This is a genomic window from Gemmatimonadota bacterium (genome assembly GCA_016713785.1).
Lineage (GTDB): Bacteria > Gemmatimonadota > Gemmatimonadetes > Gemmatimonadales > GWC2-71-9 > JADJOM01.
The window spans coordinates 1,794,972-1,815,446 of the sequence record JADJOM010000003.1; the positions used below are offsets into that span (position 1 = coordinate 1,794,972).

At 73.7% G+C, this 20,475-nt stretch carries 16 protein-coding genes; 10 read left to right on the forward strand and 6 right to left on the reverse strand.

Annotation, left to right across the window (positions count from 1 at the left end; all coding sequences use genetic code 11):
* Positions 1-28: 28 nt before the first annotated feature.
* Positions 29-1,090 carry an acetate kinase gene (locus tag IPJ95_16215; protein ID MBK7925141.1) on the forward strand — a complete coding sequence of 354 codons (1,062 nt, stop codon included), beginning with the start codon at positions 29-31 and terminating at the stop codon, positions 1,088-1,090.
* Here IPJ95_16215 and IPJ95_16220 read toward each other — a convergent pair.
* The 3 genes from IPJ95_16220 to IPJ95_16230 are packed head-to-tail and all read right to left on the reverse strand — an operon-like array spanning position 1,080 to position 5,419.
* Complete coding sequence (locus tag IPJ95_16220; protein MBK7925142.1) at positions 1,080-1,832, reverse strand: hypothetical protein; 753 nt, start codon at positions 1,830-1,832, stop codon at positions 1,080-1,082. The two genes, IPJ95_16215 and IPJ95_16220, sit on opposite strands and share 11 nt — an antisense overlap.
* Positions 1,833-1,841: 9 nt before the next feature.
* On the reverse strand, positions 1,842-3,281 hold the full coding sequence (locus tag IPJ95_16225) for a caspase family protein (protein ID MBK7925143.1): 1,440 nt from the start codon (positions 3,279-3,281) through the stop codon (positions 1,842-1,844).
* A 29-nt stretch (positions 3,282-3,310) separates the two neighbouring features.
* Positions 3,311-5,419, reverse strand: coding sequence for a caspase family protein (locus tag IPJ95_16230; GenBank protein MBK7925144.1), 2,109 nt, complete (start codon positions 5,417-5,419; stop codon positions 3,311-3,313).
* Between the two features lie 182 nt (positions 5,420-5,601).
* Between IPJ95_16230 and IPJ95_16235 the strand changes: the two genes are divergently transcribed.
* From IPJ95_16235 to IPJ95_16260, 6 genes are all read left to right on the forward strand, one after another.
* A complete protein-coding gene (locus IPJ95_16235) occupies positions 5,602-10,386 on the forward strand; it encodes a CHAT domain-containing protein (protein MBK7925145.1) in 4,785 nt (1,594 codons plus the stop codon).
* Between the two features lie 172 nt (positions 10,387-10,558).
* Positions 10,559-11,407, forward strand: coding sequence for a GNAT family N-acetyltransferase (locus IPJ95_16240; protein MBK7925146.1), 849 nt, complete (start codon positions 10,559-10,561; stop codon positions 11,405-11,407).
* Positions 11,408-11,423: 16 nt separating this feature from the next.
* Complete coding sequence (locus tag IPJ95_16245) at positions 11,424-12,167, forward strand: 1-acyl-sn-glycerol-3-phosphate acyltransferase (GenBank protein MBK7925147.1); 744 nt, start codon at positions 11,424-11,426, stop codon at positions 12,165-12,167.
* 2 nt (positions 12,168-12,169) lie between these two features.
* Entirely contained in the window at positions 12,170-12,706 is a 537-nt protein-coding gene (locus tag IPJ95_16250; GenBank protein MBK7925148.1) for a hypothetical protein, read from the forward strand.
* Positions 12,694-13,431 carry an NRDE family protein gene (locus tag IPJ95_16255; GenBank protein ID MBK7925149.1) on the forward strand — a complete coding sequence of 246 codons (738 nt, stop codon included), beginning with the start codon at positions 12,694-12,696 and terminating at the stop codon, positions 13,429-13,431. Before IPJ95_16250 ends, IPJ95_16255 begins: the two co-directional genes overlap by 13 nt.
* Positions 13,428-16,046, forward strand: coding sequence for an alpha/beta fold hydrolase (locus IPJ95_16260; protein MBK7925150.1), 2,619 nt, complete (start codon positions 13,428-13,430; stop codon positions 16,044-16,046). Before IPJ95_16255 ends, IPJ95_16260 begins: the two co-directional genes overlap by 4 nt.
* Here the strand turns inward: IPJ95_16260 and IPJ95_16265 are convergent.
* Positions 16,043-16,582 (reverse strand): GNAT family N-acetyltransferase, encoded by a 540-nt coding sequence (locus IPJ95_16265; GenBank protein ID MBK7925151.1) that lies wholly within the window; start codon positions 16,580-16,582, stop codon positions 16,043-16,045. The two genes, IPJ95_16260 and IPJ95_16265, sit on opposite strands and share 4 nt — an antisense overlap.
* A gap of 115 nt (positions 16,583-16,697) precedes the next feature.
* On the opposite strand from IPJ95_16265, the gene IPJ95_16270 reads away from it, so the two are divergent.
* The 3 genes from IPJ95_16270 to IPJ95_16280 are packed head-to-tail and all read left to right on the forward strand — an operon-like array spanning position 16,698 to position 18,932.
* Positions 16,698-16,964, forward strand: a complete 267-nt coding sequence (locus IPJ95_16270) for a DUF4031 domain-containing protein (GenBank protein ID MBK7925152.1) — start codon at positions 16,698-16,700, stop codon at positions 16,962-16,964.
* Positions 16,961-17,887, forward strand: a complete 927-nt coding sequence (locus IPJ95_16275; GenBank protein ID MBK7925153.1) for an ABC transporter ATP-binding protein — start codon at positions 16,961-16,963, stop codon at positions 17,885-17,887. Before IPJ95_16270 ends, IPJ95_16275 begins: the two co-directional genes overlap by 4 nt.
* Positions 17,880-18,932 (forward strand): ABC transporter permease, encoded by a 1,053-nt coding sequence (locus IPJ95_16280; GenBank protein MBK7925154.1) that lies wholly within the window; start codon positions 17,880-17,882, stop codon positions 18,930-18,932. The genes IPJ95_16275 and IPJ95_16280 overlap by 8 nt, the downstream gene beginning before the upstream one ends.
* Before the next feature lie 79 nt (positions 18,933-19,011).
* On the opposite strand, the gene solA is transcribed toward IPJ95_16280, so the two are convergent.
* Together solA and IPJ95_16290 are read right to left on the reverse strand one after the other, a co-directional pair.
* Positions 19,012-20,244 (reverse strand): N-methyl-L-tryptophan oxidase, encoded by a 1,233-nt coding sequence (gene solA / locus IPJ95_16285; protein MBK7925155.1) that lies wholly within the window; start codon positions 20,242-20,244, stop codon positions 19,012-19,014.
* Positions 20,141-20,473, reverse strand: coding sequence for a PilZ domain-containing protein (locus IPJ95_16290; GenBank protein ID MBK7925156.1), 333 nt, complete (start codon positions 20,471-20,473; stop codon positions 20,141-20,143). The genes solA and IPJ95_16290 overlap by 104 nt, the downstream gene beginning before the upstream one ends.
* Positions 20,474-20,475 lie beyond the last annotated feature (2 nt).

Genomic DNA, 20,475 nt, shown 5'->3' on the forward strand with positions numbered 1-20,475 from the left:
ATCCTTCCGCGCCGAACGGAGGGAGTGCATGCACGTCCTGGTGATCAATGCGGGCAGCGCCACGCTCAAGTACAAGCTGGTCCGGGTGGTGGGCGAGGCCCTGACGATCGTGGCGCAGGGTCGGGAGGAGCTGGCGGCCGGTCATGGCCGCGCGGTGGCGCACCTGCTGGGCACCCTGCCGGTGCCGCCCGACGCGGTGGCCCACCGCTGCGTCCACGGCGGGGACCGGTTCGGCGCGCTGGCCCCGATCACCGACGCCGTCCTCACCGACCTCGAGGCGCTGGTGCCCCTCGACCCGCTCCACGGCGAGGCCGCGCTGGCCGGCATCCGCGCCACTCGGCACCTCCCGGTGCCGAACGTGGCCGCGTTCGATACCGCCTTCCACCGCACCCTGCCACCGGTGGCCACCCGATACGCCGTGCCCGCCTCGCGGGTGATTCACCGCTTCGGCTTCCACGGCTGGTCCTACCTCTCGGTGCTGGAGCGCTACACCGAGCTCACCGGTCGCGCCGACCCGAGCCTCATCATCCTGCACCTGGGCAGCGGTGCCAGCGCGGCGGCGATCCGTGACGGACGCTCGGTCGACACCTCGATGGGCCTCTCACCGCTCGAGGGGCTGGTGATGGGCACCCGCCCGGGCGACCTCGACGCCGGCGTGCTGCTGGAGCTGCTGCGTGAGGGGCACACTGAGGCCTCCCTCACCGACCTGCTGTACCGGCGCTCGGGGCTCACGGCCCTCGCCGGCGAGGCGGACCTCCGCCACCTGCTCGCCCGCGAGGATCCGGAGGCGCGGCTCGCCATCGACCTGTTCTGCTACCGGGTGCGGAAGTACGTGGGGGCCTACCTTGCGGTGCTCGAAGGCGCGGCGGAGGCCATCATCTTCACCGGCGGCATCGGCGAGCACTCGAGCGTCATCCGGGGCCGGATCGCGGCGCCCTTCGGGTGGGCCGGGGTGGTGCTGGGGGAGGATGGGGACTGGGTGCGGGAGGAGCGGATCTCGCGGGAGGAGAGCCGCCTCGCGGTGTGGGTGATTCCCACCCGTGAGGAAGAGCTGATCGCGCGGGAGACCGCGCGCCTGCTCAGCGCTTGAGGAAGAGCCGCCAGTAGATCCAGGCGGCGCCCGGGAGCATCACCGCCACCAGCCGGAACCAGCTCGACGCGCTGCCGCCGAGCAGGACCAGCGCCGCCGCGACCACCGCGACGAGCAGGATCAGGGCCAGGCCCACCGCCTGGCCGGTGGGGCGGTCCCAGAAGGCCGCGCGCCGGGGAATGACGCCGGCGGCCCCGACCGCGGCCGGGGCCGGGGCCCGGCTGAGCAGCGCGTCGGGGATCTCCGCGGGCAGGGCCGCCGGGTCGGGGAGCGCCCCGCCCTGCGCCCGCGCGGCAAAGGCGTTGACGAACCGCGCGTACGCCGCCCGCTGGGCCTCGTCGCCCACCTCATCGAGCCGGATCCGCCACGCCGGCTCGGCCAGCGCAATCGTCAGGCGGCGCCGCACCTCGAGCCCCCGGGTGAGTTCCTCCTCCAGCGACCAGTGCCGTACCTGGTCCCAGCGCCACTCCCGCCGTGCCACCTGCGCCGCGGACCCGCGCCCCAGGAAGGGCACGAGCTCCTCGACCACGCCACCATCGTGCAGGGTGAAGGTGCCGCGGCGGATGCGGCTGGCGAGCGACCAGGTGATGGCGCCGGTGAAGCCCACGATCGCGAGCCCCACCGGCACCCCGAGATACAGCATTCCCGACAGCAGCATCCCCGGCAGCAGCAGCGAGCGCCAGGCCAGGCCGAGCAGGCGCCCCTGGGGCGCGTAGTTGGCCTGGTAGCTGACGCTCGCCATGCCGGGGTCCTAGTTGCCCAGGTACGCCGCGAGGGCGTCGGTCCGGCGGGATCCCTCCGCCTGGGGCGTCTGGGTCTTCCCGTACTTGTCCTTGGCGTAGGTGTTGGTCTGGCTGGTGATCGTGGCCATCAGCTGGTCGATCGTGGCGCCGGCCGGCGCCTTGGCCATCGCCTCCACCAGGTAGTAGGTGAACACGCTGGCGATGCCGCCGCGGGTGGGCCAGCCGCCGGCGGTCCACGAGACTTCCTTGTCGCTGGAGGCGGCGAGGAGCACGTGGCGCCCCGGCTCCGGCACCGAGGCCATCTTCATGCCCGCGGCGCGCCCGGTCGGGGCCACGTAGGCCTTGGGCAGGTCCACCACGGCCTTGATGTCCTTGAAGCGCGCCAGCTTGGGCGTGCCACCGCCGGCCCGGCTGCCGGTCCCCGAGAAGCAGGCATCGAGCACCAGCAGCACCCGCCCCGCGCCCTGCTCGTTGGCGAGGATGCCCAGCTCGTCATCGAGGATCAGGCTCCCCTTCTCCTCGGCCGTGTTGCCCCAGACGTAGATCGCCTCGTCCTTGCCATCCTCTTCCGGGTCGTCCGCCCCGGTAAGGCCCACGTTCTCGTCCAGCTGGGTGCCATGCCCGGAGTAGTAGAAGACCACCGTGCCGTTGGGGCCGGCCTGGGCCAGGAACCGCCGGAAGGCATTGACGATCTGGTCGCGGCTGCCATTGCGGTCGGTCAGGGTGACGATGTTCTGCTCCTTGAAGCCGTACTTGCTGATGAGCACCTCGCGGAACATCGCGGCGTCCTGCCGCGGGCCGGTGAGGTCCTCCTCCTCGCCGGGGTAGTCGGCGATGCCGACGACCACCGCGTACTTCTCGCCGGCCGCGCCGCCGCCCGGGTAGAGCGCGGCGAAGTTGGTGGCGGAGGGGTTGCTGAGGGAGGAGACCAGCTCGAGCGTGTAGGCGCCGTAGAAGAACTCGGCGCCGAGGGTGGTCGCCGCGTTGGCCACGATGAGGTAGTCGCCATCGGCGGGGAGGCGGAGGCGGAGCCCGGCGTCGGTGGTGCCGCCGCCCAGGCCATCGTCATCCTCGGCCAGGGTCTCGAGGCCGCTGGCCGTCTGCCGGACCACCAGCAGGTAGGCGTCAGCCTTGTAGCTCCGCATGGTGATGGTGAGCACCTCGCCCGCCTTGCCGCTGTACGACCAGACCTCATACGGGGTCTTGTCGTTGCCCATGACGGGATCGGCCTGGTCCAGCTCGCCGCGGGCGTTGAGCCCCGGGAGCAGGGTGGTGTTGCCGCGCACGGCCTTGGCCTGCGCGAGGGTCACGCGCCCCTTGCTGCGGGCGGGAGACTGCTTCATCGCCTTCTGCTGCTGGGCGGCGGCCGGGCCGGCGGCGAGGGTCAGCGCGAGGGCACCGAGCAGCAGGCGCCCGGGCAGCGGGCGCAGGGCCGAACGGTCGAACATGCGTGCTCCTGAGTGAAGGATGGGGCGCTTCATGGCGCCGTGGGGGGAACGATCTGCAGGGTGAGCGTCGCGGTGGTGCCGGTGCCCTGGGGGGCCGCCGCGGTGCCGGTGCGCGTGGTGGTGTACGTCTCGCCGAGGAGCCGCTCCAGCGGGTGCGCCGAGCCGCTTCGGGTGGGACCGCGCTGCGTGAGCACGGGCTGGAAGTCCACCCGGCGGCGCGTGGCAAAGAGCTTGAACACCTCGGTCCCGAACGGCTCCGTCGCGTAGTAGCAGAGCGTCGAGGTGTAGCGGCCACCCGGGGGCAGCAGGTTGTCCTCGCCGGAGAGCTCGGGCCGCGGGAAGAGCTGGCCGATCTCGCCATCGGGCATGAGGTCGAGCACCGCGATGTAGGCGGGCTCGGTGCCCTCGTTGATGAAGCGGAGCAGGAAACCGTCCTGCGGCTGCAGGACCCACTGGTTCCCGGCCGAGAGGTGGGCCCGCGCCCGCGTGGTGTCCGACTGCCGGAAGTCGCAGCTCCCGTCGGTGCCGAAGACGTGGGTGGCGGGCACCAGCTCGATCCGCACCCGGATCCGCGGGTCGACCATCGCGACCTGCTTCAGGTAGGCGCTCCGCGCCAGGGTGCGGACCCGCTCGGTGAGCGTGGCGCGGCCCGCCGGCGTGGTGGCATCCACCGGCGCGAGCAGCGCCACCGTGGTGTCCTCGGTCCATGCCACGGTCAGCGGCGCGGCCCCGCGGGTGAGCGCGCCCACCGGCCGGATCATGAGCTCGCCCAGGTGCTCGGAGAGCTGGATCACGCCGCTGCGGCTGAAGTCGGCGGCGATGGCCTGCCGCAGCCCCGCCGGGATGGCCGGATCGAGCCGGACCCGCACCCGGAACTCGGCGAAGGCGTACTCGGTGACGAAGGCCCAGGCGGACCGCAGGTCGGTGACACGCGCCGGGGCGTCGGGACGCACCACCGCGCCCAGCTCGTCCGCGCGGACCACCACGCCCTGCCCCACCGGCGTGGCGGCGGAGGGGTCGGCGGTGCCCACGGCATGGAAGGCCAGCCGGGAGCCGGGCAGCAGCCCCACCAGGGTGCCGCCGTCGAGCTGGAGCAGCGAGTCGCCCTCGAGCGCGCGCACCCGGTGATACGGCTTCTGGACCACCGCCCGGCCGCTGAAGAGCTGGACGTCGGCGTCGCCCTCGAGCTGGGGCGTCTGCAGGGGGACCTCGCCCTGCATCCAGCCCTTGAGCTGGTCGAACACCCCGCGATAGGTGAGGCGCGCGCCCCCGTCCAGGTTGGCGAGCACCCGCGAGAGCCCGACCGAGAGTGAACCGGCGGTCTCGTCCTGGTCCTTGAGCTCCACCTCGCTCGCCAGCTGGTCCTGCCGCGCGGCGGAGAAGATCACCATCGGTGCCAACCCATCAGCGCTCGCGCCCCCGCCCCGGGTGGGCGCGGCGGTCCGGACCCAGTCGCCGCCCTCGGCGCCGCCGCGCGTGGCGGCGCGCGCCGGCGTGCCGATCGGCGGCAGCCCGCCCCGCACCGGCAGCGCGCTGCGCGTGGCCGATCCGGAGTGGCAGGCATCGATGAACATCACCACGTTGCCGCCCCCGGCCACCCGGGTCCGCAGGGCCAGGAGCCGAGGCTCCAGCTCGTCGTCGCGGACGTGGAATTCGCCATGGTAGGTCGCGGGATCGACGTCGGCCCGGGCGTCGAAGGGCACCAGCACCTCGTCCAGCCCGTCGAGTTCATCGCCGTTGTCATCGGTGATCTGGTGCCCGTGCCCGCTGTAGTGGATCACCACTACATCCCCGGGACGGGCGGCACCGGCCAGGTCGTCGAGGGCGCGGAGGATGCCGGCCCGCGTGGCCTGGGTATCCGCGAGGACCCGGATGGCGGCCGAGTCGAACCCCTGCCGCAGCAGCGCGGCGCGGATGAGCGGGACGTCGTTGTCGGAGCTGAGCCGGCTGTAGCCGCTGGCGCGCGGGTACCGGGCGATGGCGATGATCAGGGCCAGCTTCCGGCCGCTGTCGGCCCGGACTCCCGTGGCGGCGCCGCGACCCACCCCATCCCATGCCCCATCGGGGGCCGGCTGGGAGAGGGGGAGCAGCAGCAGGGCACCCAGCAGCGGGAGGTGCGGGAGCGTTCTCGGCGACATACCGGCTCGGGTTCGGGTCCGTGGGGTGTTTGGGCCAGAGAATGCGCCCGCCCGCGCGACTTGCACGTGGAACTGCAGATGACAACGCTGTAATTTGCTGGCGACGTGCGACTTAGCTGTCGGCCCGCGTTCTGCAGGAAGCTTGCCGTTCCCCCGACTGCCCCGTGCCAACCAGGGATTCCATGCCTCGGCCTGCCTCGTCTTTCCGGCTCCCAATCTGGATCCTGGCCCTCACCGGGCTCTCACTCGGCGCTGCCGCCGGCCTCCAGGGCCAGGACCAGCGCCCCCTGCGGTCCCGCCTGGTCCATTACCCCGTCGACAGCCTCCTGGGCCAGCGGGGGGACACCGCCCTCGGCGTGATCCGGGCGGGCAGCGGCGACGGCCTGTTCGAGGGGGCTCGCGGCCGGGCCACCAACGGCGATCGGTATCTGGGGGCGGTGACGGTGCGGCTGCTGGGACCCGACTCCGCGGTGGTGCAGGTGGTCATGGTACCCGGGGCCGGCCTCCGGCTGGAGCGGCTGAACCTAGTGGCGCTCCCCACCCGGCTGCCGACCCCGCCCCGCGCCGGGATCCTGACGGACCTCATGGAATTGGGGATCGAGTTCGTCGGGCTCTCGCGGCAGGACTTCCTCCCCCGCCGGCAGATCCTGCGGCTGGATGGGGACTCGCTGGAGCGGGTGATGCTCGACAGCATGACCGCGGACATCCACGAGACGGCGGACTTCGTCCGCGACATGTTCGACTCCACCAGCGACCTCAAGCGGGTCCGGGCGGCGGGCCGCTACCAGGGACGGTCGGCCTTCCGGGTGATGGAGACGGCCACCCCGGCCGACGTGCGCCGGTTCCTCGTCTTCGTCCGGTCGTGGCCCGGCAAGTACATGGGCAAGCGGTGGAAGATCAACGAGACCTTCGCCACCTGGCTCATCAACGACGCGCCCTTCGGCCAGGACGACCTCCGCGACAGCCTGCTGGCGCTGCCCACGGCGGCGGCGCGCCGACCGGTGGTGCTGGCCCACGCGGGGGACATCCGGAACAACTTCCTGACCTGGTGGAACAACGACGCCGCCGAGGCCGTGCGGGGGAGCCGCCTGGCCGAGGCGCGGCGGCTGAGCACGCTGGCGTACGAGGTGGCGGTCGTGCTCGGGGACACCGCCAACCAGGGGTGGTCGGAGCTGCGGCGGGCCCAGCTGCTCGAAGCCGAGGAGAAGTTCGACGAGGCGATTGCGGCGAACCGCGCGGCGCTGGCGCTGTTCCGCGCGGCGCGCGAGTGGCAGGGCGCCGGCTATGCCGCGGACAACATCGGGGACATCCAGCTCCGGCTGAGCCGGGGCGCGGAGGGGCTGGCCTCGTACGACTCCGCCATCGTGGCCAAGCGCGCCTGGCTCGGCGCCGACTCGACCGGCATTGCGCTGCAGCGGCTGGGCCAGTCGATGATGGGGCGCGGCCGGGCGCTGGAGAAGCTGGGCCGGTGGGACGACGCGCTGGCCGCCCTGGCAGAGGCGGAACGGATGTTCGCCGGCGCGAGTACCGAAACCGCCGCCCGGGACGAGGCCGACGCGCGCGCCCGCCAGGCCAGCATTCACGGCAACCGGGGCGACTACGCCCGCGCCATCGCCACCTACCGGACCACGCTGCAGTTCTATCGGGACCTGCTCGACCGCGAGGGCGAGGCCGACCAGCTCGACAACATCGCCTACAACCTCTCCCGCCTGGGGGAGCACCGCGCGGCGATCGCGCTGTGGGACACCGCGCGCACGCTGCACCAGCAGACCGGCAACCCGGGGGATGCCGCCTACGCGTTGTCCCAGATCGGGCAGTCGCGCTGGACGCTGGGCGACTTTCCGGGCGCCATCGCCGCGCACCAGGAGGCGGTGGCCCTGCGGCGCCAGGCCGGCAACCGCAGCGGGGCGGCGTACTCGCTCCGCAAGCTCGGGGCGCTGTTCCGCGACTCCGGCGATCCGGCCCGCGGCCTCGCCTATCTGGACAGCGCGGCGGTGCTCTACCACGACGCGCAGGACCCCGCGGGCGAGGCCGAGGTCCGCAATGAGCTCGGCGACCTCTACTCCTCGCAGGCGGACTACCCGGCGGCGATCGCCACCTACCGGACCGGGCTGGAGGTACAGCGGCGGCTCGGACTCACCGCCGACGCGGCGGCCACCCTCTACGACATCGGGGAGGCCTGCTACGCCCAGGAGCGGTGGGACTGCGCGCTGGAGACCTACCGCGAGGCGCTGGCGCTCTACCGCCAGACGGGAGACATGGTGGGCCAGGCCAAGTCGCTGTCCAACCTGGGGCTCGTCGCCGAGAACCTGCGCCAGCCCGCGGCCGTGGTGGATTCCTTCTACCGGGAAGGGATGGTGCTCGCCACCCGCTCGGGGAGCAAGACCGACATCGCCTGGCTGGAGTACGCCGTGGGCCGGCGCTACCGCGCCGCGAACGCGCTCGACAGCGCCGCCGCCGCCTTTGGCCGCGCCCGCGAACTCTACCGGCAGGTCAACGACGCGGGCTGGACGGCGCGGGTGGACGTGGCGCGGGGGGACCTCGCGACCTTCCGCGGGGACTTCCGCGCCGCCGCCACCCTGCTCAACGACGCCGCGGCGCGGGCCGATTCGGCCCGGGACCGGAAGGGCCTGGCGGACGCGCTCTCCTCCCTGAGCTGGCTGGCCACGCTGCAGGGAAACTACGCCGAGGCCACCCGGATCGAGGAGCGGAGCCTGGCCCTCAGCGAAGAGGTCCGCAACGGCTGGGGGATCGCGCGTTCCTACGTGGGCCTCGGCAACATCCAGAACGAGCTCGGCGACTACCAGGAGGCCATCCGGTTCTACCACCTGGCCGACAGCCTGCACGCGGCGGGGAACCGCGCCGAGGCGCGGGCCACCCCGGTCAACAACATCGGCACCATCTACTTCTGGCAGCGCGACTACGAGCACGCCATCCCGCAGTTCGAGGAGGCGCTGCGGCTGCTGGCCACCGCCGGCCCCGACGCCGACGTTGGCGATGCCCCGGCGACCTACACCACCAACCTCGGCGAGGTCTACTACGAGCAGGGGCGGTACGCCGAGGCCGAGCCGAAGCTCCGGTCCGGCCTGGCGCTCGCGGAGCGGGCCGGCTCGGTGCGGATCGCGTCGAGCGCGCGGACCATCCTGGGGAAGCTCTACGCCGCCACGGACCGCGTCGACGACGCCGACCGCGAGCTGCGCCTGGCGGACAGCCTGGTCCGCGCGGCGGGGCTCCGGGCGGACGCCGCCGCGATCGCCACGCAGCGCGGCCGGCTGGCCGAGCGCCGGGGCGACCGGCCCGCGGCCGGCCGGTACTACACCCTCGCGGCCGACAGCGCCCGCGCCATCGGCGCCACCAAGCTCCTGTGGGAGCCGCTGTTCTACCTGGGCCGGCTGCAGCTGGCCCAGGGCGACTCGGCCGGGGCGCTGGGCCGCCTTGAGGAGGCGACGAAGGTGCTGGAGGCGCTGCGGGCCCGGGTGGTCGGGGGGCAGGACGCGCAGAAGCGCTTCTCCTCCGGCGCGGACTACGACCAGGCGTACGAACTGCTGGTGGGGCTGCTGGTGCGCCGGGGCGACGTGGGACGGGCGCTGGCCGTGCTCGACCGCAGCAACAGCGAGGAGCTGCGCAGCCGGTTCCGCGCCCTCGGCGTCCGGCTCAGCGACTCCACCGAGGCGCGCACCCTGGCCCAGGAGCGCGAGCTCAAGGCGCGGGTGGACGGCATCGAGGCCCAGATCGCGGCCGTGCGCGCCGCCCCGGCCGCGGGCCAGCAGCAGGCGCAGCTGCGGGCGCTCGACAGCATCCGGACCATCGCCGACAGCCAGTACCTCTCGTTCGTCTACGGCATGGCGGAGGCGCAGCCCGACCTGCGGGAGCTGGCCAGCATCAACCTGACCGACCTGCCCACCGCCAACGCCGAGCTGCCCCGGGACGTGGCGCTGCTGACCTACCTCCCCGGCGCGAAGGAGCTGTACGTCTTCGTGGCCACCACCGACACCGTGGTGGCGCGGGTGGTGCCCATCGGCCGCGACGAGCTGACCCGGCGGGTGGAGCAGCTGGTGGCGCTCTCCCGGGTGCCCGGCGATGCCAGCCTGCCCAATCGCGCGGGCGCGGCCGGCCAGGCGGGCCCGGCCCCGACCGGCGACCCCCTGGCGCTGGCCGCGGAACTGTACCAGATCCTCGTGGCGCCGGCGCTGCCCGTGATCGGCGCCCGTCCCCGGCTGGCCATCGTGCCCAGCGGCGCGCTGCTCTACCTGCCGTTCCAGATCCTCGGCACCCCCGACGGCAAGGGCGGCTTCCGCCGCCTCGCGGATGAGCGCACCGTCTTCTACGAGACCGACCTCACCATCCGTCCCGCGGCGCGCGGGCCGCGGCCGGCGGTGCGCCTGGCGGCGTTCGGGCCCGCGGACTCGCTGCTCACCAGCGCGGAGCGGGAGGTGGGCGACCTCAAGCGGCTCTTCCCCACGGCGCAGGTGTACACCCGGCGCGACGCGAACGAGCGCGCCGCCAAGACCCTGGGCCCGCAGTTCACGGTGATCCACTTTGCCACCCACGGCAACCTGGACTACAAGCGGTTCAGCGACAGCTACCTGAGCCTCTATCCCAGCGCCGACGGCAAGGAGGACGGCCGCCTGACCATCACCGAGGTGCTCGGCTCCACCGTGTTCCGCCAGCGCCGGCTGGTGGTGCTGTCGGCGTGCAACACGGCCGTGTCGAGCAGCGCGGTGCCGGGGTGGCCGCTCAGCCCGGCCACCGCTTTCCTCAAGCGGGGCGCCGACGCGGTGCTCGCCTCGCTCTGGCCGGTGGACGATGCCGCCACCGAGCTGCTGATCACCGCCTTCTACCGGAACCTCCGGACGATGGACACGGCCACGGCGCTGCGGCAGGCCCAGCAGACCGTCAAGGCGAACCCGAAGTACGCCCATCCTTACTATTGGGGCGCCTGGGTCCTGGTGGGCGACTGGCGCTGAGGCACCCTAGCGCCCCGCCGCCCCCGGCCCGACATTAGGCTCCGGCGGCGGGGGACCCCGCCGTGACCGCCCCGTGACCGGCCCCGTCCTCCATTCAGGACCCCCAATGGAGGAACCAAATGCCGCCCCGGCTCGTTGTGGCTGTGCCCCCTCCCCGGACGGGAGGGTCCCTATGACGCCCATCCCTGATCCCCGCGCCTCGCGCGCCACCACCGGGTTTGCCCGCCGAGAGATCGGCACCCCCTACCCCAGCTTCCCGGCCCTGCTGCCGGACGGCGAGGTGGTCGCGGGGCGTTATAGGGTGCGGTTCGCCCGCTCGGTCGAGGACCTCGACGCCATCCAGCGGCTGCGGTTCGCGATCTTCAACCTGGAGCTGGGCGAGGGGCTCGACAGCGCCTTCCAGACCGGCCGCGACGAGGACGCCCTCGACGCGCACTTCCACCACCTGCTGATCGCCTGTGGCGAGACCGGCGAGATCGTGGGCACCTACCGCCTGCAGACCGCCGAGATGGCCGAGCGCCGCGCGGGGTTCTATTCCGCCGGGGAGTTCGACCTGGGCGGCCTGCCGCGGGACTACCTGGCGCAGGCGGTGGAGGTGGGCCGCGCCTGCGTGGCGCGCGGGCACCGGAACGGCCGGGTGCTCAACCTGCTGTGGCGCGGGCTGGCGCTCTACCTGCTGTGGAACCGCAAGCGCTATCTCTTCGGCTGCTGCTCGCTGACCTCGCAGGATCCGGCGCTCGGCCAGGCCACCATGCGGCAGCTGGCGCGCGACGGGCACGTGCACCCGACGCTGCTGGCGCCACCGCTCCCCGGGCTGGGCTGCGAGGCTGCCGACCCGGCCGCGGTCGCCGCGGCGCCGGTGCACATTCCGCCCCTGTTCGCGAGCTACCTCAACCTGGGCGCCAAGATCTTCGGACCCCCGGCGATCGACCGCGAGTTCAAGACGATCGACTTCCTGGTCTCGCTCGACGCCCTGGCGCTCGACCCGCACAGCTACCGTTTCTTCTTCCGGCGGGGCTGAACGGGTGCGGGGGCCGGTGCGGCTGACCCTGTTGGCCCTGCTCACGGGCGCGACGATCGGGAGCTGGGCGGTGCTCACGCTGCTGGTGGCGCCGGTGGCGGGCGCGCGCCGGGCGGTCCGGCGCGGGGCGTTGCGCGCCTGGGGACGCCTGGGGACGCGGATCCTCGGCATCCGGCTGGCGGTGGAGGGGCGGCCTCCCGCGGCGCCCTTCTACCTGGTGTCGAACCACCTGGGCTACCTCGACATCCTGGTCTACGCCGCGCTGTCGCCGGTGCGCTTCGTGGCCAAGCGCGAGGTCCGGCGGTGGCCGCTGGTCGGGGCGGCGGCGGCGGCGATGGGGACGATCTTCATCGACCGCGAGGTGAAGCGCGACGCCGTGCGCACCCTGGATGCGATGGCGGAGGCGATCGCCCAGGGCGACGGCGTGCTGGTCTTCGCGGAGGCCACCAGCACCGCGGGGCATGGGGTCCTGCCGTTTCGGCCGGCGCTGCTCGAGTGGGCCGCGCGCACCGGGCACCCGGTGCACTACGCCAGCATCGCGTACGCGACACCGCCGGGCGGGCCGCCGGCGCACCTGGCGGTGTGCTGGTGGGGCGAGATGACGTTCGGCGATCACCTGGCGGCGCTGGCGCGCCTCCCCTGGGTGGCGGCGACGGTGCGCTTCGGCGCGGCACCGATCGCGGAGCAGGACCGGAAACGGCTGGCGGGCCGGCTGCACGCGGCAGTCTCGGCCCAGTTCATCCCTGTTGTCGTGGAGTGAGGATGCCGGAGCGACTCGAAGCGGTGGCGGGCAATCTGATCGTGCTGGAGCAGGCGATCGCGGCGCTGCGCCGGCTGGACGACGCCACGTACGCCGGCGGCGGCGCGGCCCCCGGGATCTCGCCCGTGGGCGTGCACTTCCGCCACGTCTTCGACCATTACCAGGCCTTCCTGGCGGGCCTCGCCGCGGGGGCCATCGACTACGATGCCCGGACGCGCCAGGTCCCGCTCGAGACCGACCGCGCCCTGGCCCTGGCCACGGCGCTCGGCTACCTGGGCGACCTGGCCCGCCTGCCGTCCGAGATCGCCAGCCGGCCGGTGCGGGTGACGCTCCGGAGCGTGGCGGGGAGCGGCAGCGAGCCCGACTGGAGCGACTCGAGCGTCAAGCGCGAGCTGCAGTTCCTGGTGAGCCACACGGTGCACCACTACGCGCTGATCAAGGAGCTGCTGCGGCGCGAGGGCTTCGACCCGGGCGCCGAGTTCGGCGTGGCCCCCTCCACGCTGCAGGCGCGCGACCGCGAGACGGCATGTGCACGGTGAGCTGGCTGCCGGCCGCCGGCGGATACACCCTCTGCTTCAATCGCGATGAGCGGCACACCCGCGGCCCGGCGCTTCCGCCGGAGCGGCGGGCGGCGTCGGGGCGGGTGTTCCTCGCCCCCTTCGACAGCGACCATGGCGGAACCTGGCTCGCGGTGAACGACGGCGGCCTCACCCTGGGACTGCTCAACCGCTACGGTCCCGGGGCGGTGGTGACGGCCGGGCCGGCGCGAAGCCGCGGCCTGGTGATCCTCGGCCTCATCGCCGCGGCGGACGTGGCCGGGGCGCTGCAGGCGCTGGAACGCTCGGACCTGCGTCGCACCCCCCCGTTCCTGCTGGTGGCGCTCGAGCCGGACCGGCCGCCGCGGATCGCGGAGTGGGACGGGGCCGCGCTCGCCATGGCCACGCACCACGCGCCGGGCCTGCTGCTCACCAGCTCGGCGGTCACGGCGCCGGAGGTGGCCGCGTCCCGGCGCGCCCAGTTCGCCGCGGCGGCGCCCGGCACGGCCGCGGAGCTGGCGGCGCTGCACCGGAGCCATCACCCGGACCGTGGCAAGCGCTCGGTCTGCATGCACCGGGAGGATGCCGAGACGCGCAGCTTCTCGCAGGTGACGGTGACTCCCGACCGGGTTACCCTCCTGCATGTGCCCGATGCCCCCTGCCGCGGCCTGCCCCTCCCGCCGCTCACGCTGGATCGCCGCGCCCTCCCCTGCCCCGCGCCTGAGTGACCGCCGGCCCGCCTGAGCCGGCGCCGCGACGGCGCTGGCTGCCGTGGTCGTACCTTGTCCTGCTGGTGGCGAGCCACGGCTTCCGGCTGGCCTCGCCCGCCACGATCCCCGCCGATGCGGACGAACGCACCCGCACGGTCCGGGCGGTGGCGGGTGACCGGGAGGGCACCGACCCGGTGCGCATCGCGTATCGCGAGGACGCCCCGGCGGACTCCGCCGCGACCCGCCCGGTGATCGTGCTGCTGCACGGGAGCCCCGGTGACAACGACGAAGTGCGTGGGCTCGGGCGGATCCTGGGCACGCGGTACCGGGTCCTGGCGCCCGACCTGCCAGGCTTCGGCGGCTCGAGCCGGGACGTGGCGGAGTATTCCAACCGGGCCCATGCCCGGTACCTGCTGCAACTGCTCGATTCGCTCGGCGTGCCCGCGGCGCACCTCGTGGGCTTCAGCATGGGCGGCGGGGTCGCGCTGCAGGTGGAGGCGCTGGCGCCGGCCCGGGTCCGCTCGCTCACGCTGCTCTCCGCCATCGGGGCGCAGGAGTACGAACTGCTGGGCGACTACCACCTGAACCACCTGATCCACGGCGTGCAGCTGGCGGGCTTGTGGCTGCTGCGCGAGGGCGTGCCGCACTTCGGCTGGCTGGACGACGGCATGCTGAGCGTGGCGTACGCCCGGAACTTCTACGACACCGACCAGCGGCCGTACCGGGGCATCCTGTCCCGCTACGCCGGGCCAATGCTCATCCTCCACGGCGCGCGGGACGTGCTGGTCAGCCCGGCCGCGGCGCGGGAGCATGCCCGCCTGGTGCCCCAGGCGGAGCTGCGCCTGGACGACGGCGACCACTTCACCACCTTCACGCACCCGGAGGCGGTGGCGGACCCCATCGGCCGCTTCGTGGACGCCGTCGAGGCGGGTGCCGCGGTTACCCGGGCCACCGCGCCCGCCGACCGCCTGGCGGCGGCCGCCCGGCCGTTCGACCCGCGCAGCCTGCCGCGCATCGAGGGGCTGGCGCTGGGGATCGTGTTCCTGCTGCTCGCGGTGGCCACGCTGATCAGCGAGGACCTCACCTGCATCACCGCCGGCCTGATGATCGCACGCGGCACGCTGGGATTCTGGACCGGCACGCTGGCGTGCTTCACCGGGATCTTCCTCGGCGACCTGCTGGTGTTCCAGGCCGGGCGCACGTTCGGGCGGGCGGTGCTGGCGCGGGCGCCGGTCCGCTGGTTCATCACCCCGGAGGCCATCGCCTGGAGCTCCCAGTGGATCGAGCGGCGGGGGGCGGCGCTGGTGTTCCTCACCCGCGTGCTCCCGGGCACCCGCCTCCCCACCTACTTCGCGGCGGGGATGCTCCGCACCCGGATGGCGACGTTCGCGCTGTACTTCTTCGTGGGCTGTGCCATCTGGACGCCGATCATCGTGGGGGTGTCGGTCGCCTTCGGCGAGGCCGTGCAGCGGGCGCTGGCGGTCTTCCGGGAGCACGCGGCGCTCTACCTGCTGGTGACCGCGCTGGTGCTGTTCGTGCTGCTCAAGCTGCTGATTCCGCTGGTGACCTGGCGGGGCCGGCGGCTGCTGCTCGCCCGCTGGCGGCGCCTCACGCGCTGGGAGTTCTGGCCCCGCTGGGCGTTCTACCCACCGGTGGCTCTCTACATCCTGTGGCTCGCGCTGCGCCACCGCTCCCTGCTGCTGTTCACCGCGGTGAACCCGGCGATCCCGGGCGGCGGCTTCGTGGGCGAGTCGAAGTCTGCCATCCTCCGCGGGCTGGCGGGCAACCCGGAACGGGTGGCCCCCTGGACGCTGGTGCCCGCGGCGCTTCCCGCCCCCGGGCGCGTGGCGGCGGCGCGCGCCTTCCAGGCCACCCTGCCGGCACCCTGGCCGCTGGTGCTCAAGCCCGACATCGGCGAGCGGGGCTCGGGGGTGGCGATCACCCGCAGCGAGGGCGAGGTGGAGGCGTACCTCGCGCGCGCCACGGGGGATACGATCGCGCAGGCCTTCGCGCCTGGAGCGGAGTTCGGGGTGTTCTACGTGCGCCACCCCGGCGAACCGGCGGGCCGCATCTTCTCGATCACCGAGAAGCGGCTCCCCACCCTCACCGGTGACGGCGTGACGCCCCTCGAGGAGCTGATCCTGCGGGACGAGCGCGCGCTGTGCATGGCGCCCTTTCACTTCCGCCGGCACGCGGCGCGGCTCACCTGGGTGCCGGCCGCCGGCGAGGTGGTCCCGCTGGTGGAACTCGGGACGCACTGCCGCGGGGCGGTGTTCCTCGACGGCGGCTGGGTGGAGACGCCGGCACTCGCGGCCGCCATCGACGGGCTGAGCCAGGGGTATGCGGGCTTCTGGTTCGGGCGCTACGATATCCGCACGCCGGATGTGGCAGCGTTCCAGCGGGGCGAGGACTTCCAGGTGGTGGAGCTGAACGGGGCGACGGCGGAGGCGACCAGCATCTACGATCCGGCGAACGCGCTGGGCACGGCGTATCGGACCCTCTTTGCCCAGTGGCGGCTGCTCTTTGCCATTGCCGCAGCCAACGTGGCACGAGGGGCGCGCCCGGCCTCACTGCGGGAGCTGTGGGCCCTGCTGCGCGGCCACGCCCGGGCCCTGCGCGGGCACGCGGCCTAGTCCGGCACCCAGATCCCCTCGGGGCACCAGCGGCGCACGAACGCCTCACCCGAGGGCGTGAAGGGGCGGTGCCACCCCAATGACTCGATGGGTTGCCCCACCTGCGCGGCCGCCACGTCGAGGAGGCGCTTCGCCAGCCCATGCCCCTGGCAGCCGGCGTGGATCCAGATGGTCTCGACGGTCCACGAACTCATCGGCGCCACGCCGGTCGAGGGACGCCGCTCGGCGTCCCAGTCGTCCCACGACCACCAGGCCCAGCGCGGCCGCAGCCGCAACACCGCGAACCCCACCGCCACGCCCGCCTCGCGCGCCAGGAAAAGGCGGCTGTCCTCGCGATCGGCGACGGTGAAGGCGGGGTCGTGGAACGGCGTGTCGCGCATGGCACGCCGCGCCACCTGCTCCGCCAGCGCGCGGTCCGACTCGGGAGACTGGTTGGTCAGCAGGAGCACCTCCACCTCCCCCGCGCGCGCAAGCAGCTGCTCGGCGGCGAGGCGGGGCACGGCGATGGCATCCTGCAGGTCGGGGCGGTCGGGCACGGCGGCTCCGGCGATCATGGGCGGTTGGGGCAGGCCGAATTCTACTCACCCCGGCGCCGGGGCGTCGAGCCCCGTGACTGGACTTCCGCCCCGTGCGGCGCCCAGATTCCGCCGCATGCTCCTCATGGATCGCGACAACCTCATGGTGCCGGGCTGGTCGCACGTGCTCTCGAGCACCAACGACCTCGCCGAGCTCGACGCGCTGCGCGAACGGGTGGGCGCGCCGCGGCGCGCCTTCCACCTGCGCGACGGCCGGCCGCACCTCGACCTCAAGCTCGAGGCGCGCGAACGGGCCCTGGCCGATCCCGCGGTGCGGGTCTTCGACTCCACCCGTGACCTGCTCCGCTACTGGGCGGCCTGCCAGCCGCGGGGGGGCGCATGACCGCCGCGCTCCGGCTCGCCGGCCTTCACAAGGCGTACAAGGACGTGCGGGCGGTGGACGGGCTCGACCTCGAGGTCCGGCCCGGCGAGTGCTTCGGGCTGCTGGGCCCCAACGGCGCCGGGAAGACCACCACCATCGAGATCTGCGAAGGGCTGCTCGAGCCCGACCATGGCACGGTGGAGGTCCTGGGCCTCGGCTGGCGCCGAGACCGCGCGGCGCTGCGCGAGCGGATCGGCGTGTCGCTGCAGGAGACCCAGTTCTCCGACAAGCTGACCACCCTCGAGACCGTGGCGCTGTTCCGGAGCTTCTACGCCGCCGGCGCGCCGCCGGCGGAAGTGCTGGCCCGGGTGCAGCTCACCGAGAAGGCGGGCGCGCGGGTGGGCCAGCTGTCCGGCGGGCAGAAGCAGCGGCTGGCCATCGCCTGCGCGCTGGTGGGCGCACCGGAGCTGCTGTTCCTCGATGAGCCGACCACCGGGCTCGACCCGCAGTCGCGGCGCCAGTTGTGGGAGCTCATCGCCGGGTTCCGGGCCCAGGGCCGCACCGTGATCCTCACCACGCACTACATGGACGAGGCGGAGCGGCTGTGCGACCGGGTGGCGGTGGTGGACCGGGGGAAGGTGATCGCTCTGGGCACCCCGCGCGAGCTGATCGCCTCGATCGGGGCCGAGCAGGTGATCGAGGTGATGCTGCTGGAGGGGGCCGGCGGGCCGGCGCCGGCGTGGGACCAGGTGCCCGGCGTCCTTGGCGTGCAGCAGGTGGGGCGCACGGTCACCCTCCGGGTGCGCCAGCTGCACACCGCGCTGCCGGGCCTGCTCGCCCTGCTGACCGCGGCCGGGGTGGCGCTCGAGGAGCTGCGCACCCACGCCCCGACCCTCGAGGATGTGTTCGTGGCCCTCACCGGGAGGCACCTGCGCGATGGCTGAGTTCGGCACGAGCATCCGCGCGATGATCCTGGTCCGGCTGCGCGAGTTCTTCCGGGAGCCGGAGGCGGTGTTCTGGACCTACGGCTTTCCGATCGTGCTGGCGGGCGGGCTCGGCATCGCGTTCCGCGACAAGCCGGTCGACCAGGTGCCGGTGGGCGTGGCGGAGTGGACGGATGGCAGCGCCACCGCGACGGCCGCGGCCCTCGCCGGCGATTCGGCCTTCGTGGTGACGCGCTATCCCGACTCCACGGCCGCGGCGCTGGCGCTCCGCGCCGGGAAGGTGGCGCTGGTGGTGGTGCCCGCGGCGGGGGGCGGGTACGCGTATCGCTTCGACGACACCCGGCCCGAGGCGGCGATGGCGCGGCTCCGCGTGGACGACCGGCTCCAGCGCGCCGCCGGCCGCGCTGATCCCGCGGGCACCACCGACCAGGTGGTCCACGAGCGGGGCTCGCGCTACATCGACTTCCTGCTGCCGGGCCTGATCGGCCTCAACGTGATGGGCAGCGGGGTGTGGGGCACGGGATTCTCGATCGTCGACGCGCGGCGCCGCAAGCTGCTCAAGCGGCTGCTGGCCACGCCGATGTCGCGCGGGGAGTACCTCGCCTCGTTCCCGCTGGCCCAGCTGCTGCTGCTGGTGCTCGAGGTCGGCACCATCCTGCTCTTCGGGGTGCTGGCCTTCGGGGTCCCGATCCGGGGGTCGCTCCTGGCGCTCAGCGTCACCGCCGTCATCGGCTCGCTCACCTTCGGGGCGCTGGGGCTGCTCGCCGCCGCGCGCCCCACCACGATCGAGGGCGCCTCGGGGCTGATGAACCTGGTGCTGATGCCCATGTGGGTGCTCTCCGGCGTGTTCTTCTCCTCCGCGCGCTTCCCCGAGGTGATCCAGCCGCTGATCCGGGCGCTGCCGCTGACGGCGCTGGTCGATGCCCTGCGGCTCATCATGCTCGAGGGGGCCGGGCTCGCGGCGGTGGCCAGCCAGCTCGCGGTGCTGGTGGTGTGGCTGGTGCTCGGCTTCCTCCTGGCGCTGCGCATCTTCCGCTGGCAGTAGCGGGAGCCGGGTGCAGGAACCGCGACGGCCCGGGCGCAGGCCCGGGCCGTTGTGTTCCCCGCACACCACTCATGGCGCGTCAGCCGAAGCGCCCCGGGCGGAACGGGGTGAGGTCGAAGCTGGAGCGACCGGTCAGGGCGAGGTCGGCGAGCACCTCGCCGAGGACGGTCGCGAACTTGAAGCCGTGGCCGGAGCAGGCGCTGCCCAGGATGACGCGGGGATCGCCCGGGTGGGCCCCGAGGACGAAGTGGTGGTCCGGCGTGTTGGTGTAGAGGCAGGTGACGGCATCGGTGGGCGGCCCGTCGGCGTCGGGCAGGAAGCGCCGCAGCAGCTGACGCATGCCCGCGACCTCCTCCGGCAGCACCCGACGGCGCACGGTGTCGGCGGTGGTGGCCTCCCCGCCGTGGTGCTGGGCCACCTTGAAGCCGGCGCCGTGATCGGGGATGCCGTAGAAGAGGCGCCCCGGCTCCCACTCCCAGATGAAGACCGGCAGCGTGCCCGCGGCAAATCCCTCCGGCCTGGCGGGCGCGAACCAGTACATCACCTGCCGCTCCACGCGGAGCGGCACTGCGGCGCCCGCGAGCAGCGCCGGGGCCCAGGCGCCCGCGGTGAGGATCACCCGGTCCGCCTCGAGCAGGCCGGCGGAGGTGTCGAGCGCAAGGCCCGACGCGGTGGCCCGCCAGCCGGCCACGGCCACATCAAACCGCAGGTCCGCCCCGGCGCGCGCCGCGAGCGTGAGCGACGTCTCGATGGCCGCCTCGGGATCCAGGAAGCCGGCCCGCGGCTCCAGCACCCCCACGGTGCCGGCCGGCGCGTGGAAGGCGGGGAACCGGCGGCGGATCGTGGCGGCATCCAGCAACTCGAACGGCAGGCCATGTTCGACCGCGCTGTGGCGGGCGCCGCGCACCAGCGGGCCGCCCTCGGGCCCGAGCATCAGGCCGCCCGTCTGGCGGAGGAGGGGACGGCCGCCATCCCGCTCCAGCGCCTGCCAGAGTTCGTAGGCGCGACGGATGAGCGGCACGTAGACCGGCGACTCGTAGTAGGCCTCGCGGATCACGCGCGAGCGCCCGTGGGAGCTGCCGTGTGGATGGGGCGGGCGGAAACGGTCGAGGCCGGTGACCCGGATGCCGCGGCGGGCCAGGGTGAGCGCGGCGGCGCTGCCCGTGGCGCCGAGCCCGACGACGAGGACGTGCGGGGCGGCCGCCACCCTACATGCCGAGGTGACGGTGGCGGTCGAGGAGGTAGCGCTGCTCCTCCATGATGACCCGCAGCGGGACCCCCTCCTCGAGCCGGACCGCGACCTCGCGGCCATCCACCCGGAGCACGGCGCCGCGCACGGTGATCGTCTCGCCGCGGCGGAAGCGGACCGTGCCCTGGACCTCGTTGCCGGCCTCGGGGGTCGCGGCGTCGGCCAGGCGGAAGCGCAGCCCGCGCTCGGAGATGTCGATCACGTCGAAGGCGAATCCCTGGACCAGGAACTTCGGCCGCAGCTGGGTGGGATAGGCCACCCGGTAATGCTCGCGCTCATGCACCCAGGCCATGG